The following is a 15,925-nucleotide window of genomic DNA, read 5'->3' as shown; positions in this document are numbered from 1 at the left end:
TCACCATCCGGCCCGTCGCTCCATCTGCGTACCGGCGATTCGCGAGAACGCCATGATGTCGCTCGGCTCCTCGATCGTCGTACGGTGCCAGCGGCCTCTCGGTATCACACAGGCCGTGCCCGGGGTGAGCCGGGCGGCCAGTTCTCCCTCCGGGTCCTGGGGGTCGTCCTCCCTGCGGAAGTAGACCCGCACCGCGCCGGTCAGCACGCACAGCACCTCTTCGCCGTCCGTGTGCTGCTCCCATGACTCGGGGTGAGCGTCCGCGTCCTCCTCGACATGCAGGGTCATCACCGTCCACCCGTCGAGATCGGGCGACATCCGGCGCTCCTCGGCACAGGCATCCCCGGCCGGCCCGAGCCGGAACATGGACGAGAACAGATCTACCGCGGTCATGGCCGCCCCCTCATCAAGTACGGTGTACGTGATCGTGCTTCCAGTGGAACACGTACGCCGTACGTAGTCAACCCCGGTCCTCTCGGGCACACGAGGGGGCGAACCTCGGAAAGGCGGAGCTCCGGTGCCGGCATCCAAGAAGTTCAGCAGAGACCAACTCGCCTCGACGGCCCTCGAATTGGCGGACGAGAAGGGGCTGGACGCGCTGTCGATGCGCTCCCTGGCGGCCCGGCTGGGAACCGGCCCTATGACCCTCTACAACTACGTGGACGGCCGCGACGGGCTGGAGTCGCTGGTCATCGAGGCGGTCGTCCGGCACGCCGCGTACCCTCCCGAGCCCGCGGCGGACTGGCGCGAGGAGGTGCGCACGCTCGCCGAGTCCTACTGGACGACCATCCGCAGGCATCCCCAGGTGGTGCCGCTGATGGTGGCGCGCCGAACGACTGACGAGCCGACCCTCGACTTCGGGGAGCGGATGCTGGAGGCGCTGGCAAGGAGCGGCAGATCAGGCCGGGATCTGCTGGTGGCCTTCCGGCTGGTCACCGGGTTCATCGTCGGCTTCGCGCAGGGCGAGGCGGCAGGTGAGACGTTCAGCCTGGTGGGCGGCTCGGCGGACGAGGTGATCGAGCGCGGCCGCACGCTCCCGGCGGAGCGCTATCCCAGGGTGGTGGAGATCGCCACGGCCTCGGCGCAGGGCGACCGCGCCGAGGAGTTCCGGGCGGGGCTCGATCTGCTGGTGGCCGGACTCAGTGCTCAGGCTCGCCCAGCATCCGCTTGAGGAGATCGCGCAGCAGTCTTCGCTCGGCGAGCGTGAGCTCCTGGAGCGGTTCGCCCGCGAAATCCAGCTCGCCGCGCAGCCGGGCCGCCGTGGAGCGTCCCTCTTCGGTGGCGGCGGCGACCTTGACCCGGCGGTCGGCGGGGTCGGGCCGGCGCTCGACCAGGCCGCGCGACTCCAGGCGGTCGACTATCCCCGTCACATTCGAGGGCTCGCACTTGAGGTGGCGGGCGAGCTGCCGCATCGGTTTGGGCTCGCGCGCCAGCAGAGCGAGGACTCGGGCCTGCGCGCCGGTCAGCGCGTGCTCGGCAGCCGCCAGTTCGTACTCCTCGTGGTAGCGCGCGACCACCGTGCCGATCAGCTCGGCCACCTCGACGGTGAGCGCGTCAGGAACGTGACTTTCTGCTGCCATGCGACCAGCCTAGCGCAATGCTTGACAACATGAAATATCCAGGCGCATGGTTGTTTCAGTACCTGAAGCAATTTCCTGGAGGCGACACCGTGACCTCATCCGTATCCCCCGACGCCGCCGCGGACCGGATCCCGGCCACCGGGCGGGCCTGGCACCTGACCGCCCGGCCGGAGGGCTGGCCCACCCCGGACGACTTCGCGCTGCGGGAGGTGCCGGTCCAGGCCCCGGCTGAGGGGCAGATCCTGGTGCGCAACATCCACCTCTCCGTGGACCCGTACATGCGCGGCAGGATGAGCGCGGCGAAGTCCTATGTGGAGCCGTACAAGCTGAACGAGCCGATGACCGGCGGCGCCATCGGTGTCGTCCTCGCCTCGGAGCACCCCGACTTCGCGCCCGGCGACCATGTGCTGCACGAGCTGGGCTGGCGGGAGTACGCCACGCTCCGTGCCAAGTACGCCACCAAGGTCGACGCCGAGGCCGCCCCGCTCTCCACCTATCTCGGTGTGCTGGGCATGCCGGGCCTGACCGCGTACGCGGGTCTGCTGCGGGTGGCCGGCTTCCAGCCGGGCGACACCGTCTTCGTCTCCGGCGCGGCCGGCGCGGTCGGCAGCGAGGTGGGCCAGCTCGCCCGGCTCAAGGGCGCCGCCCGGGTGATCGGCTCGGCAGGCTCGGACGAGAAGGTCAAGGTGCTGACCGACGAGTACGGCTTCGACGCGGCGTTCAACTACAAGAACGGCCCCGTTGCCGAACAGCTCAAGGAGGCGGCACCGAGCGGCATCGACGTCTACTTCGACAACGTCGGCGGCGAACACCTGGAGGCCGCCATCTCCGCCATGAACCTGCACGGCCGCATCGCCGTGTGCGGCATGATCTCGCAGTACAACGCCACCGAGCCGACCCCGGCCCCGCGCAATCTCGCCCAGATCATCGCCAAGCGCTTCCGTATGGAAGGGCTTCTGGTCATGGACCACTACGACCTCCAGCCGCAGTTCGTCCAGGAGGTGGCCCCCTGGATCCGCTCCGGCGAACTGAAGTACCGGGAGACCGTGGTCGAGGGCATCGAGAACAACCTGGACGCCTTCCTCGGTCTGCTGCGGGGGGAGAACGTCGGCAAGATGATCGTCACTCTCGGGGCCTGAGCCCATCGCCCGACCGGGCTGGCTGCCCCGCCTGAGAACCGAACACATACGCTTGTCACCGGACCGACGGGAGCGTGGGCGCGAGTTCCCCCGGTCGTGCCGTCAACAGGAGGAAATCCATGGCAATACAGCCGATCGACGTCAAGTACACCGCCGTCGCCACCGCGGAGAACGGCCGTGACGGCCGCGTGGCCAGCGACGACGGGCAGCTCGACGTCGTCGTCAACCCGCCCAAGGCGATGGGCGGCAGCGGCGCGGGCACCAACCCCGAGCAGCTCTTCGCCGCGGGGTACAGCGCCTGCTTCCAGGGCGCGCTCGGTGTCGTGGCCCGCAAGGAGGGCGCCGACATATCCGGCTCGACGGTCACCGCCGAGGTCGGCATAGGCAACACCCCTAAGGGCGGCTTCGGCCTCACCGTCGCGCTGCGGGCGACGATCCCGAACGTGGACGAGGCCACGGCCAAGGACCTGCTGGAGAAGGCCCACCAGGTCTGCCCGTACTCCAACGCCACGCGCGGCAACATCGAGGTCACGCTGCAGGTCGCCTGAGGCTCGTCCCCGGACCGCGGACGCCGCAGCGTGGGCGGCGCCGCGGTCCGGGCTCCGACACGCCCGCGCGTCCGCCTGCCGCGGCGCCCCCTGTGGCTACCTGGCAGGGCGCCGCGCGGTGATCTGTCCGTACGCCAGTTCGGCGAGTCGGCGCTGGCCCTCCTTGCTGGGGTGGAACCAGTCCCAGTTGCTCAGCTCGGCCCCGGTGAACCGGTAGTTGAAGACCGTCCCGTTGTCGTAGCGGCAGCGCAGATCCTTGGCGCACTCCTGCTTGAGCACGGCGTTGTAGGCCACCACCCGGTCGTGGACCTGCTGCCGCCGATCCTGGTCGGCCGCGCTCATCGACTGCGGGTCCTTGAGCATCGACTGGCAGATGCCCAGCCCCCACACCCGTTGCCCTATCGGGTTCTTCCTGCCCTCCTGCCACAGCCGTTTGAGGTTGGGCACGCTGGAGACGTACACCTGCGTCTTGGGCGCCTCGGTGCGCAGTGTCCGCAGCCCCTCGCGGAAGTCGGTGCGGAACTCCTCGACGGAGGTCATCTGTCCGACGGTGGAGCGGCAGGCGTCGTTGGCGCCGCTCATGACGGTCACCATGTCCGGCTTCCGGGCCGCTGCCCTGCGCATCTGGGCGGGCAGGTCGGCCATCACCGCACCGCTGGCGGCGTAGTTCCAGCTCTCCGCCTTCGGATCGCTCAGCAGCCGCCGCGCGAGGCTGTCCACACCGTCCGCCGTGCCGGTGGCCCACGACACCTTGGTGCAGTCGGCCAGCAGGGAACACGCGTCGAACCCACGGGTGATGGAGTCGCCGACGGCGGCCAGGGAGTCGGGGCTGCGGTCCCAGATCCGCCGCGGAGTGGGTCTGGGGTGGGGGCGCGAGGAGTCCTCGGCGCGCTGCGCGCCGTGCTTGTCGCCTCCACCCGAAGAGCCGCCACACGCGACGGCGAGCGCCAGGCCCGCTACGGTCATCAGGACGACAGCGCAGATGGCGACGGTGCGGGACCGTTTCGGCGGGCCCGGGTGCGAACGCGCTGGACGTGCGTTCCCCGGCTGGTGGCTCTCCGTCATCCGACCCCCTGTTTCGCCCCTGTCCGACCGACGGTACGTCACCCGCCGTGCGCCGCCTCGCGATAGCTTGTGCCGTGGTCGGTGAGCGGATGAGGCGACCGGCACAGCGACTGGTAAATATTACCTCGCGTCACGTCCTGTCCCTTTCGGGGAGAATTGGGCGCAATGGTGTTTACTATTCGTAACCTCGGGAGCTGGTAGGGAAGTGACCGGTGGTGCAAAATGTCAGGCGCTTTCCCGGCGCGTGACCGGTAGGTGATCGAGGCCGCCCGGTGGCGACCCTCGGAGCGCACTGGAGGTCCCGGTGACGACACGTGGAGTTCTGTACGTCCACTCGGCGCCCCGCGCCCTGTGCCCGCACGTCGAGTGGGCCGTCGCGGGCGTGCTGGGCGCCCGCGTCAGCCTCGACTGGATCAGACAGCCCGCCTCGCCCGGCACCTGGCGTGCCGAGTTCTCCTGGCAGGGCGATCCCGGCACCGCCTCCAAGCTCGCCTCGGCGCTGCGCGGCTGGCACCTGCTCCGCTTCGAGGTGACGGCTGAGCCGTGTGCGACGGCGGAGGGCGAGCGCTACAGCTCCACTCCGGACCTCGGCATCTTCCACGCCGTCACGGGCATGCACGGCGACATCCTCATCCCCGAGGACCGGCTGCGGGCCGCCGTCGCCCGCGCGGGACGGGGAGAGAGCGAGCTGGAGGCCGAGATCTCCAAGCTGCTGGGCAAGCCCTGGGACGACGAACTGGAGCCGTTCCGCTACGCGGGAGAGGGTGCCCCCGTCCGCTGGCTGCACCAGGTTGTCTGACGCACCGTCCGAAGCGCGGTCCGATGTGCCGCCCGCAACGTCGAACGCCGTCCGCAACGCCGTCTGAAGCTCCGCTTCTGCTTGCGTGCCGCTTGCCTTGGGGGGCTCTCGACGTCCTACGGTTCCCGCATGCCTGACGAAACCTCAGTCGCAGTCCTCGGCACCGGCACCATGGGGGCCGCCATGGCCCGCAATCTCGCCGCGGCCGGGCTCCGGGTACGCGCCTGGAACCGCACCCGCGCCAGGGCCGAGCCGCTGACCGGCCATGGCATCACCGTCACGGACGAGGCCGCGGAGGCGGTACGCGGTGCCGATACCGTCCTGACCTCCCTCTACGACGGTCCTGCCGCACTGGCGGCCATGCGTGCCGCAGCGCCCGGGCTGGCGGCCGGAACCGTATGGGTGCAGACCGGCACCGTCGGACCGGACGGGCTCGAGCTGCTGGCCGAGTTCGCCGAGGCGCACGCGCTGCGCTTCCTGGACGCGCCCGTCCTGGGCACCAGAGCGCCCGCCGAGGCCGGAGAGCTGACCGTCCTCGCCTCCGGGGACCCCGGGCTGCGGCGGCGTGTCACTCCGGTGTTCGACGCGATCGGCGCCAAGACCCTGTGGCTCGGTGAACAGCCGGGTGCCGCAAGCCGTCTCAAGCTGGTCGTCAACAACTGGGTCCTCACACTCATCAACGGAACGGCCGAAACTCTCGCCCTCGCCGAAGGACTCGGTGTCGAACCGGGCGACTTCCTCGGAGCCGTCGCCGGGGGCCCGCTGGATGTTCCGTATCTCCAGGCGAAGGCCAAGCTCATCCTGGAGGGCGCCTACGAGGCGAGCTTCCCCCTCTCGGGCGCCCGCAAGGACGCGGAACTCATCGCCGATGCCGCCGGCAACGCCGGCGTCCGGCTCGACGCCACCCCCGCGATCGCCCAGCGGCTGCGGCGCGCGGAGGCTCAGGGGCACGGCACGGACGACGCCGCAGCTTCCTACTACGCCAGCTATGACGCCTCCGACTACGGCAGGGGCGACACCCGGGGCACTGCCTAGCGGGCACGTTGCCGGGGACAAAGTAAGGGGCGCCCTCCATGGGAGGGCGCCCCTTACTGGAACGTCATCGACTCACACCGTGCGGAACGCCAGCACCACGTTGTGGCCGCCGAAGCCGAAGGAGTTGTTCAGCGCGGCGATCCGGCCCTCGGCCGGCAGCTCGCGCGCGGTGTCGCGCACGATGTCGGCGTCGGCCTCCGGGTCGAGCTTCGCGATGTTGATGGTCGGCGGGGCCGTGCGGTGGTGCAGCGCCAGCAGCGAGGCCACCGTCTCGACACCTCCGGCGCCGCCCAGCAGATGGCCGGTCATCGACTTGGTCGCCGAGATGCCCATGTGGTCGACGTCGTCGCCGAACACCTTGCGCAGCGCCTTCAGCTCCGCCAGGTCGCCCTGCGGGGTCGAGGTGGCGTGCGCGTTGATGTGCATGATCTCGGCGGGGTCCAGGTCGGACCGGGAGATCAGGTTCTGCAGCGCGTGTGCGATTCCGTTGCCCGAGGGCTCCGGCTGCACGATGTCGTGGCTGTCCGCGGAGATGCCCTGGCCGACCGCTTCCGCGTAGATCCGCGCGCCGCGCCGCCGGGCGTGCTCGGCCGACTCCAGCACGATCACCCCGGCACCCTCGCCGAGCACGAACCCGTTGCGGTCCACGTCGAAGGGGCGGGAGGCGCCCTGTGGGTCGTCGTTGTTCTTGGACATCGCCATCATGTTGGCGAACGCGGCGACCGGCAGCGGGTGTATGGCCGCCTCGGTGCCGCCGGCGACCACGATGTCGGCGCGGCCGGTGCGGATCATCTCGATCGCGTACCCCACCGCCTCCGAGCCGGAGGCGCAGGCGCTGACCGGAGTGTGCACCCCGGCCCGGGCGTTGACCTCCAGGCCCACGTTGGCCGAGGGGCCGTTCGGCATCAGCATCGGCACCGTGTGCGGCGAGACGCGGCGAGAGCCCTTCTCGCGCAGCACGTCGTACTGGTCCAGCAGCGTGGTGACACCACCGATACCGGACGCCACGACGGCGCCCAGCCGGTCCGGGTTGACGGAGGCGTCCTCGCCGGCCCGGGCGGTGAAGCCCGCGTCCGCCCACGCCTCACGGGCCGCGATCAGCGCGAACTGCGCCGAGCGGTCCAGTCGCCTGGCCTGGGGGCGGGGGATGCTCTCGCCCGGCTCGACCGCGGCCTTCGCCGCGATACGTACCGGCATGTCGGCAGCCCACTCCTCCTCGAGGAGTGCCACGCCCGAGCGCCCGGCGACGAGCCCTTCCCAGGTCGATGCGCTGTCGCCACCCAGCGGTGTGGTTGCGCCGATACCGGTGACGACCACGGAAGTGTTGGTCGCGTTCACTGGAATACTCTCCACGGTAGGGGGTGACTCGTTTGAGCCACCCGCAGGCCGGGTGGCGACAAACGCGTCAACGGATGTCTCAGCTCTGGTGCTTGAGGATGTATTCGGTCGCGTCGCCGACGGTCTTGAGGTTCTTGACGTCGTCGTCCGGGATCTTCACGCCGAAGCGCTCCTCGGCGGCGACGACCACCTCGACCATGGACAGCGAGTCCACGTCCAGGTCGTCGGTGAAGGACTTCTCCAGCTGGACGTCCTCGGTCGGGATACCGGCGATCTCGTTCACGATCTCGGCGAGGCCCGAGACGATCTCTTCCTGAGTGGCGGCCATTGCGGCGCTCCTTCGTATATGCGGTGAGTCCGCAGCGCCCGACCCTGTCGTACGGGGCTGCTCGGATCTTGACTAAGGGAGGGTAACGACCGTGGCGGCGTAGACGAGACCCGCCCCGAAGCCGATGACGAGGGCGAGGTCGCCGCTCTTCGCCTTCCCCGTCGCCAGCAGCCGCTCCATCGCCAGGGGGATGGAGGCGGCCGACGTGTTGCCCGTGGTCTCCACGTCGCGGGCGACCGTGACGTGCTCGGGCAGCTTGAGAGTCTTGACCATCGAGTCGATGATCCGCATGTTCGCCTGGTGCGGGATGAAGACGTCCAGGTCCTCGGCCGTTATTCCGGCCGCGTCCAGGGCCTGCTGCGCGACCTTGGCCATCTCGAAGACGGCCCAGCGGAAGACCGTCTGGCCCTCCTGGCGGAGCGCGGGGAACTTCAGCGAACCGTCCTCGGCCAGCGGCAGCTGTGAGACATCGCCCACCCGGAAGCCGTCCCAGGGGACGGTCTGGGAGATCACATCCCGTTTGTCACCCTCCGAACCCCAGATCGAGGGGCCGATGCCGGGCTCGTCGGACGGGCCGACGATGACGGCTCCCGCACCGTCCCCGAACAGGAACGCGGTGGACCGGTCCGTCAGGTCCGTCAGGTCCGACAGCCGCTCGGCGCCGACCACCAGCACGTACTCCGCGCTGCCCTCGACGACCAGGCTCTTGGCGAGGGTGAGGCCGTAGCCGAAGCCCGCGCAGCCCGCGTTGATGTCGAAGGCCGCCGCCCGGCCGGCGCCCATCCGGTCGGCGATCTCGGTGGCGACCGCTGGGGTCTGCTTGAAGTGCGAGACGGTCGAGATGATGACCGCGCCGACCTGGTCGGCGGTGATCCCGGCGTCCGCGACGGCCTTGCCCGCGGCCTCCAGGGTCATCTCGGCGACGGTCTCGTCCGGGCCCGCCCAGTGCCGGGTCGCGATGCCCGAACGGGAGCGGATCCACTCGTCGGAGGAGTCGATGTGCTTGAGGATCTCCTCGTTCGGTACCACACGGGTCGGTCGGTATCCGCCGACGCCGAGAATGCGCGCATACGGCGAGCCCTGCGCGGGCTTGATCTTCGCGGACATGCTTCTCGGGACTCCTTGGAGGTCAGGCGGACGTGTGGGCGGCGACGAGGTCCCGCGCCGCGGCGAGGTCGTCGGGCGACTTCAGCGCCAGCGTCCGGACGTCCGGCAGGGCACGCTTGGCCAGGCCGGTCAGGGTGCCGCCGGGGCACAGCTCGATCAGGGCCGTGACTCCCAGCTGCTGGAAGGTCTCCATGCACAGGTCCCAGCGGACCGGAGCCGAGATCTGGTTGACGAGGCGGCGTACGACCTCCGGCCCCGACTCCACGACCTGGCCGTCGAAGTTGGAGACGTAACGGGTGAGCGGGGCACCGGGGGTCACGTCCTGCACAGCCGTCTCCATGGCGGGCAGCGCGCTCGCCATGTGCGCGGTGTGGAAGGCTCCCGCGACCTTCAGCGGGATGACCCGGGCCTTCTCGGGCTTGTTCTCGGTCAGCGCCGCGAGCTGCTCGGCGGTGCCTGCGGCCACGATCTGGCCCGCGCCGTTCATGTTCGCGGGGGTCAGACCGAGCTTTTCCAGCTGACCGGTGACGGCCTCCGGGTCGCCGCCCAGCACGGCGGACATACCGGTCTCGGCCGTGGCGGCGGCCTCGGCCATCGCCGTGCCCCGGGCGCGGACGATACGCAGCGCCTCCAGCGGGGTGAGGACACCGGTCAGCGCGGCGGCGGCCAGCTCGCCCACGCTGTGCCCGGCGAACGCGCCGACGGTGGCGGCCCGGCCGGGGGCGTCCTGCGTGGGCTCGCCCTCCAGCAGTTCGTAGCCGGACAGCAGGCTGGTGGCGACCAGCAGCGGCTGGGCCACCGCGGTGTCACGGATCGCCTCGGCGTCGGCCTCGGTGCCGTAGTGCACGAGGTCCAGGTCGATGGCGGCCGACCACTGGGCGAGCCGGTCGGCGGCGCCGGGGAGTTCGAGCCAGGGGGTCAGAAGGCCAGGCTTCTGGGCGCCTTGGCCGGGAGCGACGAGTACGAGCACTCTTTCACTCTCTCCTGTGGGCAGGGGTCTCGGCCGGTGGGGACCGAGACGAAGAACGGTGAGGGGAATTGTGGGCCCTCGACAAAAGACGCCCGTCAGCTTACGGCTGCCCCGGGAAGTCGGCGAGACGCCCCAGGATCAGCGCGATACGGAGCGTGAAAGCGGAACGTACATCCGAAGGCGACCAGCCGGTGACGTCCGTCACACGTCGCAGCCGGTAGCGGACGGTGTTGGGGTGTACGAACAGCATCCGCGCGGCGCCCTCGAGGCTGCTGGCCTGTTCCAGATAGACGCTGAGCGTCTCCAGCAGCGCCGACCCGGCCTCCTCCAGTGGTCTGTAGATCTCCTCCACCAACAGGTCCCGCGCGACCGGGTCACCCGCCATCGCTCGCTCGGGAAGAAGATCGTCGGCCAGCACCGGACGCGGGGCGTCCGGCCAGGCCGCACACGCCTTCAGGCCCGCCATCGCCGCCTGCGCTGAGCGGGTGGCCGCCAGCAGGTCGCCCACCACGGGCCCGGCGACCACCGGGCCCGCCGCGAACGGCCCGATCAGCGACTTCGCCGCCTTCAACGGGTCGTTCGAACCGCCCGCGATCACCACAAGCCGGCTGCCGAGCACACCGGTGAGCACCTGGAGCTTGGCCTGCCGGGAGGCGCGCCGGATCGCCTCGACCGTCAGCTCGCTGTCGCCGTCGGGTGCCGTACCCAGGACAACGGCCACATGCTCGGGTGAGTTCCAGCCCAGTGCGGCGGCGCGCGAGACCGCTCCCTCGTCCGCCTCACCGGAGAGCACCGCGTTGACGACCAGAGACTCCAGCCGGGCGTCCCAGGCGCCGCGTGCCTCGGCGGCCTGCGCGTACACCTGCGCGGTGGCGAACGCGATCTCCCGCGCGTACACCAGCAGCGCCTCCCGCAGCACCGCCTCGTCACCGGGGGCCGCCACCTCGTCGATGGCCGACTCGACGACCTCGATCGTGGTGCGCACCATCTCCACGGTCTGCCGCAGGGTGATCGCCCGCGTCAGCTCGCGCGGCGCGGTGCCGAACACATCCGTGCTGATGGCCTGCGGCGTCTCCGGGTGCCGGAACCACTCGGTGAAGGCCGCGATGCCCGCCTGCGCCACCAGGCCGATCCAGGAGCGGTTCTCCGGCGGCATGGCGCGGTACCAGGGCAGCTGCTCATCCATGCGCGCGATGGCGGCGGCGGCGAGCTTCCCTGACGACTGCTCCAGCCTGCGCAGTGTGGCCAGGTGGGGGTGCTGGGGTGGTGGTTCTGTGGCTTCGGGCACGGAACAAGCCTGCCTTACCGGATGTCCTCTCCGGGCGCGGGGGCGGAGGGGCACCTTTCGGACAGCAGCCCGCGACTACCGTGGGGCGCATGGCACAGACGGTGTGGCGGGGCGAGGACCGGTATCGGGGCGGCGACCAGCAGGCCGGGATCGACACATGGCACGCCTTCTCCTTCTCCGGCTTCTACGACCCCGACAACGTGGGCTTCGGACTACTGGTCGCCTGCAACGAGGAGCGCCTCGCGCCGGGCGCCGGATTCGCCGAGCACCCGCACCGCGATGTGGAGATCGTCACCTGGGTTGTCGAGGGCGAGCTGGAGCACCGCGACTCCGCCGGGCACACCTCTGTGGTGCGCCGTGGAGACGTGCAGCGGCTCGGCGCGGGCAGCGGGGTGCGGCACACCGAACGGAACGCGGGCGACGGGCCGCTGCGCTTCATCCAGATGTGGCTGGTTCCCGGCTCCTTCGGCACCGAGCCCGAGTACGAGGTCGTCCGCGGCATCGCGGACAGCACCCCCTTCGCACTGCCGCGCACCGAAGCCGTACTGCACGTACGGCGGCTGGCCGACGGGGAGCGCACTGCTGTGCCGCAGGCGCCGTTTGTGTACGTCCATGTAGCGCGCGGCCGGGCACTACTGGACGGTGTGGCACTGCGGGAGGGCGACGCGGTGCGGCTCACCGGAGGGGAAGCCGGGGAATTGCGTGCCGAGGGTGGCGCGGAACTCCTGCTGTGGGAGATGCACGCGGAGCCCGTCTACGGCTGAACCCGCGGAACGACCAGAGGGGGATTGGACGCCCAGAGGGGGACCGGAGACCCAAAGGGGACCGGACACCCAAAGGGTTCCGCTTACTCCCTCAGCTCCGCGAGTACCGCGTCGGTGAACGGTGTCCACGCCTCCACGGCCCACGGGCCGAAGGCGCGGTCGGTGAGGGCCACACATGCGGCTCCCGCCTGCGGGTCGACCCACAGGAACGTCCCGGACTGGCCGAAATGCCCGTACGTGTCCGGCGAGGAGGTCTCGCCCGTCCAGTGCGGCGACTTGGTGCCGCGGATCTCGAAGCCCAGGCCCCAGTCGTTCGGCTTCTGGTGCCCGTATCCGGGCAGCACGCCGCTGAGCCCCGGAAAGACCACCGAGGTCGCCTCCCGCACCGTGGAGGCGTCCAGCAGTGTGGGGGACTGCAGTTCAGCGGCGAAGCGGGTCAGGTCCGCGAGCGTGGAGACGGCGTCCTTGGCGGCCGAGCCGTTCAGTTCGGTGCCGGCCATGCCCAGCGGATCCAGCACCCCCTCGCGCAGGTACTGCGGAAAAGGCATCTCGGTCGCCTTGGCCAGATGATCCGCCAGAGCCTCGAAACCCGCGTTCGAGTAGATCCGGCGCGTGCCCGGCTCGGCCATCGACCGGTGCTCGTCGAAGGCGAGCCCGGAGGTGTGCGCCAGCAGATGCCGCACTGTCGCACCCTCGGGACCGGCCGGCTCATCCAGCTCCACGGCCCCTTCCTCCAGCGCCATCAGCGCCGCGTAGGCAGTCAGCGGCTTGGTGACGGAGGCCAGCGCGAAAGGCTGCGTGGCCACACCGTATGTCCCGGCCAGGCTGCCGTCGGCGCGTACGACGGCAGCCGCCGCTGTCGGCACCGGCCAGGTCTCGATCATCCGCAGGCTGTCCATGGGAACGAGCCTAACGGCAGCGAATTGCCGTCGAATTTGCCCTTGCTTGGAGTGCGCTCCAACTCCGTAGCGTTCACTTGTGACCGTGACGCAGACGGAGAGACCACGCACGCCCGCCCTCCACCGGCCGCCCCAGCTCGAGAAGCCCGCGCAGTGTGCCGACACCCCGGGCCGCCACCCGCGGCCCGACGGACAGGACAGGTACACCATCAGCGAGGTGGCGGCGCTCAGCGGCCTGAGCGCCCACACGCTGCGCTGGTACGAGCGGATCGGCCTGATGCCCCACGTGGACAGGTCCCACACCGGGCAGCGGCGCTTCTCCAACCGCGATCTCGACTGGCTGGAACTGGTCGGCAAACTGCGGCTGACCGGAATGCCGGTCGCGGACATGGTGCGCTACGCCGAGATGGTGCGCCAGGGCGAGCAGACGTTCCAGGAGCGCCAGGAACTGCTGGAGGAGACCCGCAGGAACGTGCTCGAACGGATAGCGGAACTGCACGACACCCTCGCCGTGCTCGACTACAAGATCGACCACTATTCCCGGAAGACCGGCAACCAACCAGCGCCCCAACCTGTGCCCCGCACTGTCGAAGCCCCCATCCCCTCGGCTCACACCACGGCGAACGCGTAGAGAGCGAACGCGGCGGCCAGCGCACCGGCCGCCGCCCGCGCACCCCGCCCCGCGCCGCGCCACGGCGGCTCGAACCGGCGCGTGACACTGCCGACCGCCACCAGCGCCACCACGAACACCGGCAGCCACGCCAGCCGGGCGACCAACCAGCCCAGCGAATCCGGCGGCGTGGTCAGACCGGCCACCGTACCCAGCCGTGCGGTGGGCACGGCCGCGGCCAGCATCGCCGTCTGATGCCAGCACAGAATCGTCATCGCCGACAGATTCACCGCCACCACCGGCGCCCACAGTCCCGGGCGGCGCAGCAGCCGGCCGATCCGCTCGTGCAACAGCACAGCAGCACCGCACTGCACCGACGCGAGCGCCAACACCAGCAGCGAGGGCGGATGCGAATTGGTACGCGCCTCCCCCGGGACACCCACCATGGACGCCGGATAGCCGAAGACGGCCAGCAGTACGGCGAACAGCACAGCGCCCCCGAAGAGCAGCACAGCAGCGCCCCTGCGGCGCAACTTGCCCACACCCCAGCAGGCGCCCAGCTGATAGCCGAAAAGCCACCCCGGCAGCAGATTGACCAGGCCCAGCCAGGACGGCACCTGCTGCGCGTACGGCCCGTACCGCAGGAAGTCCACCATCGCGACCGTCGCCAGCAACGGCACAGCTGTCCATCCACCCCACCGCTGCGCCGCACGCACGCAGTACGGCGTGAGCGCGGTGACGCCCGCATAGACAGCGACGAACCACAGCGGCTGCACCACCAGTACAGCGCCTGTCCGCAGCGTCGTATCCGGTACGCCCAGAAGCGACAGCACGGGCAGCAGCGCCGCCCACACCGCCGTGACGCCCAGCACGGGACGGCCCAGCCGCAGCAGCCGCCCACGCAGCCAGCGCCCCGTTGTCCCACCCCGCGCGGTCGCACGCCGCAGTGAGAGAACCGAGGAGTAGCCGCCCACCAGGAAGAAAATGCCCAGCAGTTGCAGCATCCAGCTCAGCGGCGCGAAGAAACCCAGCGTGGCCAGAGGGCTCGCGTTGTGCAGGGCCCCGTCCGGGCCACGGGTGAAGCCGCCGAGCAGCCAGTGCCCCAGAGGGACGGCGAGCAGCGCCAGCGCACGCAGCCCGTCCACGGCCCGGTCGCGGTGCGGGGGAGTGCGCTCCTCCACGGTGCGGACAGCGGACCGGAACCTGCGCACCAGAGGGCCGGCGAGTGAGGCGCTACGAGCACCTGATTCAGCGGGCATCGGCGCACTCCTGGGAGGCGGGGGCGCACTGCACGGAGCCGTAGGCGCGCAGCGCGACAGCGGCGAAGTTGTCCAGCGAGTCGGTGCCCGGCTTCAGATAGCCGCTGTGTCCGTCGGCCTGTGCCGCGGTGACGACCCGGGCGCCGAACCCGGCAGCTGTGGGGTCGGCGCCGTGTCCCAGGCCGAACAGCTCGACATTGGGCACCCGCCCGATCCAGTCCTCGTCCGCGCGGGCGGCCCACACCGGCACCCTGGTGTGCAGTCCCGCCACCGAGCCGGCCCGCATCCCGGGGGAACCGAAGACGATCAGGTCGGCGGCGTCGGACCGGCCGAGCCGCGCCGCCGCCCGGCCGCACACCACCGAGCCGTAGCTGTGGCACAGCACGGCAGGGGCCGGGGCGCCCGTCTGCGACAGCCCGTGCAGGAAGCGCGCCAGCCGCGGGGCGCCCGCCTTCGCGAGCCGCCCGGTGGCGGCGTCGGGGCCGAGGCCGACGGGGGTGGTGTAACCGACCCACGCGATCACCGCGGTACGCGTGCGCGGGGCGCGCGCGGCCATCCGGTCGCGCAGCGCGGTGGCCATGCCCGCGGGCTTGCCGTAGCGGTTCTTGCCGTCGCCGTCGAAGGTGGCCAGATCGATGTCGGAGCCGGGAACGACGACCGCGGTGCGGGTGGCGTGCGCCAAATCCCCGTAGACCTCGGCGACCTGGCCCCGGCCACGCGGATCGAAGGCGAGAATCTGCCGGCCCCGAGCGAGCAGTTCGGCGTACCGCTCCGCCTTCCTCCTGGCCTCCCGGTGGTCCTCCAGCGTCAGCCCGGCATCCCGCACCCGCCCCAACTCCGCCCGCCGCTCCGCCTTGAGCGCCAACCGGTTCGCCTGGTAACGGTCCCGTAGGGGGGCGCCGTCCAGATTCCCCACCGTCATCGGATGCCGCCGCACCAGCGCCCGCCGCTCCCTCCCGTTCAGCCCCGCGAAGAAGTCGGCGACTCGTTCGGGGTTCGCGGTTGCGGGGTCGGGCAGCGTGCGCCCCAGCGATCGGTCCGCACGCCAGGCGGCGGCGCCGGGCGCTGGCCCGGTTACCGGGGTCTGCTCCGTTCCGCTGGTCACGCCTGCTGTCGTGGCGAACACGGCCGCGACGAGCGGGGCGACGAGCAGAGCACGCTTGCGGCGGCGCTTCATGTGGGGTGTCCCTCCTCCC

Annotated in this window: 18 protein-coding genes; 7 read left to right on the top strand and 11 right to left on the bottom strand. The window is 70.8% G+C overall.

Translation table 11 applies throughout. The annotated features are described in order from the left end of the window. Positions 1 to 393, bottom strand: coding sequence for a cupin domain-containing protein (locus tag ITI46_RS04275; RefSeq protein ID WP_209238015.1), 393 nt, complete (start codon positions 391 to 393; stop codon positions 1 to 3). A gap of 124 nt (positions 394 to 517) precedes the next feature. Here ITI46_RS04275 and ITI46_RS04270 point away from each other — a divergent pair, with 124 nt between their 5' ends. Then, entirely contained in the window at positions 518 to 1,171 is a 654-nt protein-coding gene (locus ITI46_RS04270; protein WP_209238014.1) for a TetR/AcrR family transcriptional regulator C-terminal domain-containing protein, read from the top strand. Here the strand turns inward: ITI46_RS04270 and ITI46_RS04265 are convergent. Then, complete coding sequence (locus ITI46_RS04265; RefSeq protein WP_209238013.1) at positions 1,140 to 1,580, bottom strand: MarR family winged helix-turn-helix transcriptional regulator; 441 nt, start codon at positions 1,578 to 1,580, stop codon at positions 1,140 to 1,142. The genes ITI46_RS04270 and ITI46_RS04265 overlap by 32 nt on opposite strands. A gap of 89 nt (positions 1,581 to 1,669) precedes the next feature. On the opposite strand from ITI46_RS04265, the gene ITI46_RS04260 reads away from it, so the two are divergent. Together ITI46_RS04260 and ITI46_RS04255 are read left to right on the top strand one after the other, a co-directional pair. Next, positions 1,670 to 2,719 (top strand): NADP-dependent oxidoreductase, encoded by a 1,050-nt coding sequence (locus tag ITI46_RS04260; RefSeq protein WP_209238012.1) that lies wholly within the window; start codon positions 1,670 to 1,672, stop codon positions 2,717 to 2,719. Positions 2,720 to 2,838: 119 nt separating this feature from the next. After that, positions 2,839 to 3,267, top strand: coding sequence for an organic hydroperoxide resistance protein (locus ITI46_RS04255; RefSeq protein WP_209238011.1), 429 nt, complete (start codon positions 2,839 to 2,841; stop codon positions 3,265 to 3,267). Between the two features lie 96 nt (positions 3,268 to 3,363). Here ITI46_RS04255 and ITI46_RS04250 read toward each other — a convergent pair whose 3' ends face one another. Continuing rightward, positions 3,364 to 4,233 carry an SGNH/GDSL hydrolase family protein gene (locus ITI46_RS04250; RefSeq protein WP_247745449.1) on the bottom strand — a complete coding sequence of 290 codons (870 nt, stop codon included), beginning with the start codon at positions 4,231 to 4,233 and terminating at the stop codon, positions 3,364 to 3,366. Between the two features lie 403 nt (positions 4,234 to 4,636). Here ITI46_RS04250 and ITI46_RS04245 point away from each other — a divergent pair, with 403 nt between their 5' ends. Further along, positions 4,637 to 5,131, top strand: coding sequence for a DUF3145 domain-containing protein (locus ITI46_RS04245; RefSeq protein ID WP_209238009.1), 495 nt, complete (start codon positions 4,637 to 4,639; stop codon positions 5,129 to 5,131). Between the two features lie 129 nt (positions 5,132 to 5,260). Further along, positions 5,261 to 6,166 carry an NAD(P)-dependent oxidoreductase gene (locus tag ITI46_RS04240; RefSeq protein ID WP_209238008.1) on the top strand — a complete coding sequence of 302 codons (906 nt, stop codon included), beginning with the start codon at positions 5,261 to 5,263 and terminating at the stop codon, positions 6,164 to 6,166. Between the two features lie 72 nt (positions 6,167 to 6,238). On the opposite strand, the gene ITI46_RS04235 is transcribed toward ITI46_RS04240, so the two are convergent. The 5 genes from ITI46_RS04235 to ITI46_RS04215 form a co-directional block, all read right to left on the bottom strand. Further along, positions 6,239 to 7,504 (bottom strand): beta-ketoacyl-[acyl-carrier-protein] synthase family protein, encoded by a 1,266-nt coding sequence (locus tag ITI46_RS04235; protein WP_209238007.1) that lies wholly within the window; start codon positions 7,502 to 7,504, stop codon positions 6,239 to 6,241. 79 nt (positions 7,505 to 7,583) lie between these two features. Beyond that, complete coding sequence (locus ITI46_RS04230) at positions 7,584 to 7,832, bottom strand: acyl carrier protein (protein ID WP_099880496.1); 249 nt, start codon at positions 7,830 to 7,832, stop codon at positions 7,584 to 7,586. 72 nt (positions 7,833 to 7,904) lie between these two features. After that, complete coding sequence (locus ITI46_RS04225) at positions 7,905 to 8,939, bottom strand: ketoacyl-ACP synthase III (RefSeq protein ID WP_209238006.1); 1,035 nt, start codon at positions 8,937 to 8,939, stop codon at positions 7,905 to 7,907. Between the two features lie 22 nt (positions 8,940 to 8,961). Further along, a complete protein-coding gene (locus tag ITI46_RS04220; protein ID WP_209238005.1) occupies positions 8,962 to 9,909 on the bottom strand; it encodes an ACP S-malonyltransferase in 948 nt (315 codons plus the stop codon). Positions 9,910 to 10,009: 100 nt separating this feature from the next. Then, complete coding sequence (locus tag ITI46_RS04215; RefSeq protein ID WP_209238004.1) at positions 10,010 to 11,197, bottom strand: PucR family transcriptional regulator; 1,188 nt, start codon at positions 11,195 to 11,197, stop codon at positions 10,010 to 10,012. A gap of 89 nt (positions 11,198 to 11,286) precedes the next feature. Between ITI46_RS04215 and ITI46_RS04210 the strand changes: the two genes are divergently transcribed. Continuing rightward, positions 11,287 to 11,961: a pirin family protein gene (locus tag ITI46_RS04210; RefSeq protein WP_209238003.1), complete on the top strand. Its 675-nt coding sequence runs from the start codon at positions 11,287 to 11,289 to the stop codon at positions 11,959 to 11,961. Between the two features lie 83 nt (positions 11,962 to 12,044). Here ITI46_RS04210 and ITI46_RS04205 read toward each other — a convergent pair whose 3' ends face one another. Further along, on the bottom strand, positions 12,045 to 12,860 hold the full coding sequence (locus tag ITI46_RS04205; RefSeq protein ID WP_209238002.1) for a serine hydrolase domain-containing protein: 816 nt from the start codon (positions 12,858 to 12,860) through the stop codon (positions 12,045 to 12,047). Positions 12,861 to 12,945: 85 nt separating this feature from the next. Here ITI46_RS04205 and ITI46_RS04200 point away from each other — a divergent pair, with 85 nt between their 5' ends. Continuing rightward, positions 12,946 to 13,491, top strand: coding sequence for a MerR family transcriptional regulator (locus ITI46_RS04200; RefSeq protein WP_307808053.1), 546 nt, complete (start codon positions 12,946 to 12,948; stop codon positions 13,489 to 13,491). On the opposite strand, the gene ITI46_RS04195 is transcribed toward ITI46_RS04200, so the two are convergent. After that, the gene (locus ITI46_RS04195; RefSeq protein WP_209238000.1) at positions 13,470 to 14,729 is read right to left on the bottom strand and encodes an acyltransferase family protein; all 1,260 of its coding nucleotides are present in this window, start codon (positions 14,727 to 14,729) and stop codon (positions 13,470 to 13,472) included. The two genes, ITI46_RS04200 and ITI46_RS04195, sit on opposite strands and share 22 nt — an antisense overlap. Beyond that, positions 14,719 to 15,906 carry an alpha/beta hydrolase gene (locus ITI46_RS04190; RefSeq protein WP_209237999.1) on the bottom strand — a complete coding sequence of 396 codons (1,188 nt, stop codon included), beginning with the start codon at positions 15,904 to 15,906 and terminating at the stop codon, positions 14,719 to 14,721. Before ITI46_RS04190 ends, ITI46_RS04195 begins: the two co-directional genes overlap by 11 nt. Positions 15,907 to 15,925 lie beyond the last annotated feature (19 nt).

The sequence above is a fragment of the Streptomyces oryzae genome (assembly GCF_017676365.1).
Lineage (GTDB): Bacteria > Actinomycetota > Actinomycetes > Streptomycetales > Streptomycetaceae > Streptomyces > Streptomyces oryzae.
The sequence above is the reverse complement of the archived record's forward strand: the minus strand, read 5'-3'. Positions and strand labels throughout refer to the sequence as shown.

Excerpts from the sequence above, each read along its gene's own strand:
- ITI46_RS04275 (WP_209238015.1), bottom strand. The coding sequence starts at position 393 with ATGACCGCGGTAGATCTGTTCTCGTCCATGTTCCGGCTCGGGCCGGCC.
- ITI46_RS04265 (WP_209238013.1), bottom strand. The coding sequence starts at position 1,580 with ATGGCAGCAGAAAGTCACGTTCCTGACGCGCTCACCGTCGAGGTGGCC.
- ITI46_RS04255 (WP_209238011.1), top strand. The coding sequence starts at position 2,839 with ATGGCAATACAGCCGATCGACGTCAAGTACACCGCCGTCGCCACCGCG.
- ITI46_RS04250 (WP_247745449.1), bottom strand. The coding sequence starts at position 4,233 with ATGACCGTAGCGGGCCTGGCGCTCGCCGTCGCGTGTGGCGGCTCTTCG.
- ITI46_RS04240 (WP_209238008.1), top strand. The coding sequence starts at position 5,261 with ATGCCTGACGAAACCTCAGTCGCAGTCCTCGGCACCGGCACCATGGGG.
- ITI46_RS04230 (WP_099880496.1), bottom strand. The coding sequence starts at position 7,832 with ATGGCCGCCACTCAGGAAGAGATCGTCTCGGGCCTCGCCGAGATCGTG.
- ITI46_RS04225 (WP_209238006.1), bottom strand. The coding sequence starts at position 8,939 with ATGTCCGCGAAGATCAAGCCCGCGCAGGGCTCGCCGTATGCGCGCATT.
- ITI46_RS04210 (WP_209238003.1), top strand. The coding sequence starts at position 11,287 with ATGGCACAGACGGTGTGGCGGGGCGAGGACCGGTATCGGGGCGGCGAC.
- ITI46_RS04205 (WP_209238002.1), bottom strand. The coding sequence starts at position 12,860 with ATGGACAGCCTGCGGATGATCGAGACCTGGCCGGTGCCGACAGCGGCG.
- ITI46_RS04195 (WP_209238000.1), bottom strand. The coding sequence starts at position 14,729 with ATGCCCGCTGAATCAGGTGCTCGTAGCGCCTCACTCGCCGGCCCTCTG.
- ITI46_RS04190 (WP_209237999.1), bottom strand. The coding sequence starts at position 15,906 with ATGAAGCGCCGCCGCAAGCGTGCTCTGCTCGTCGCCCCGCTCGTCGCG.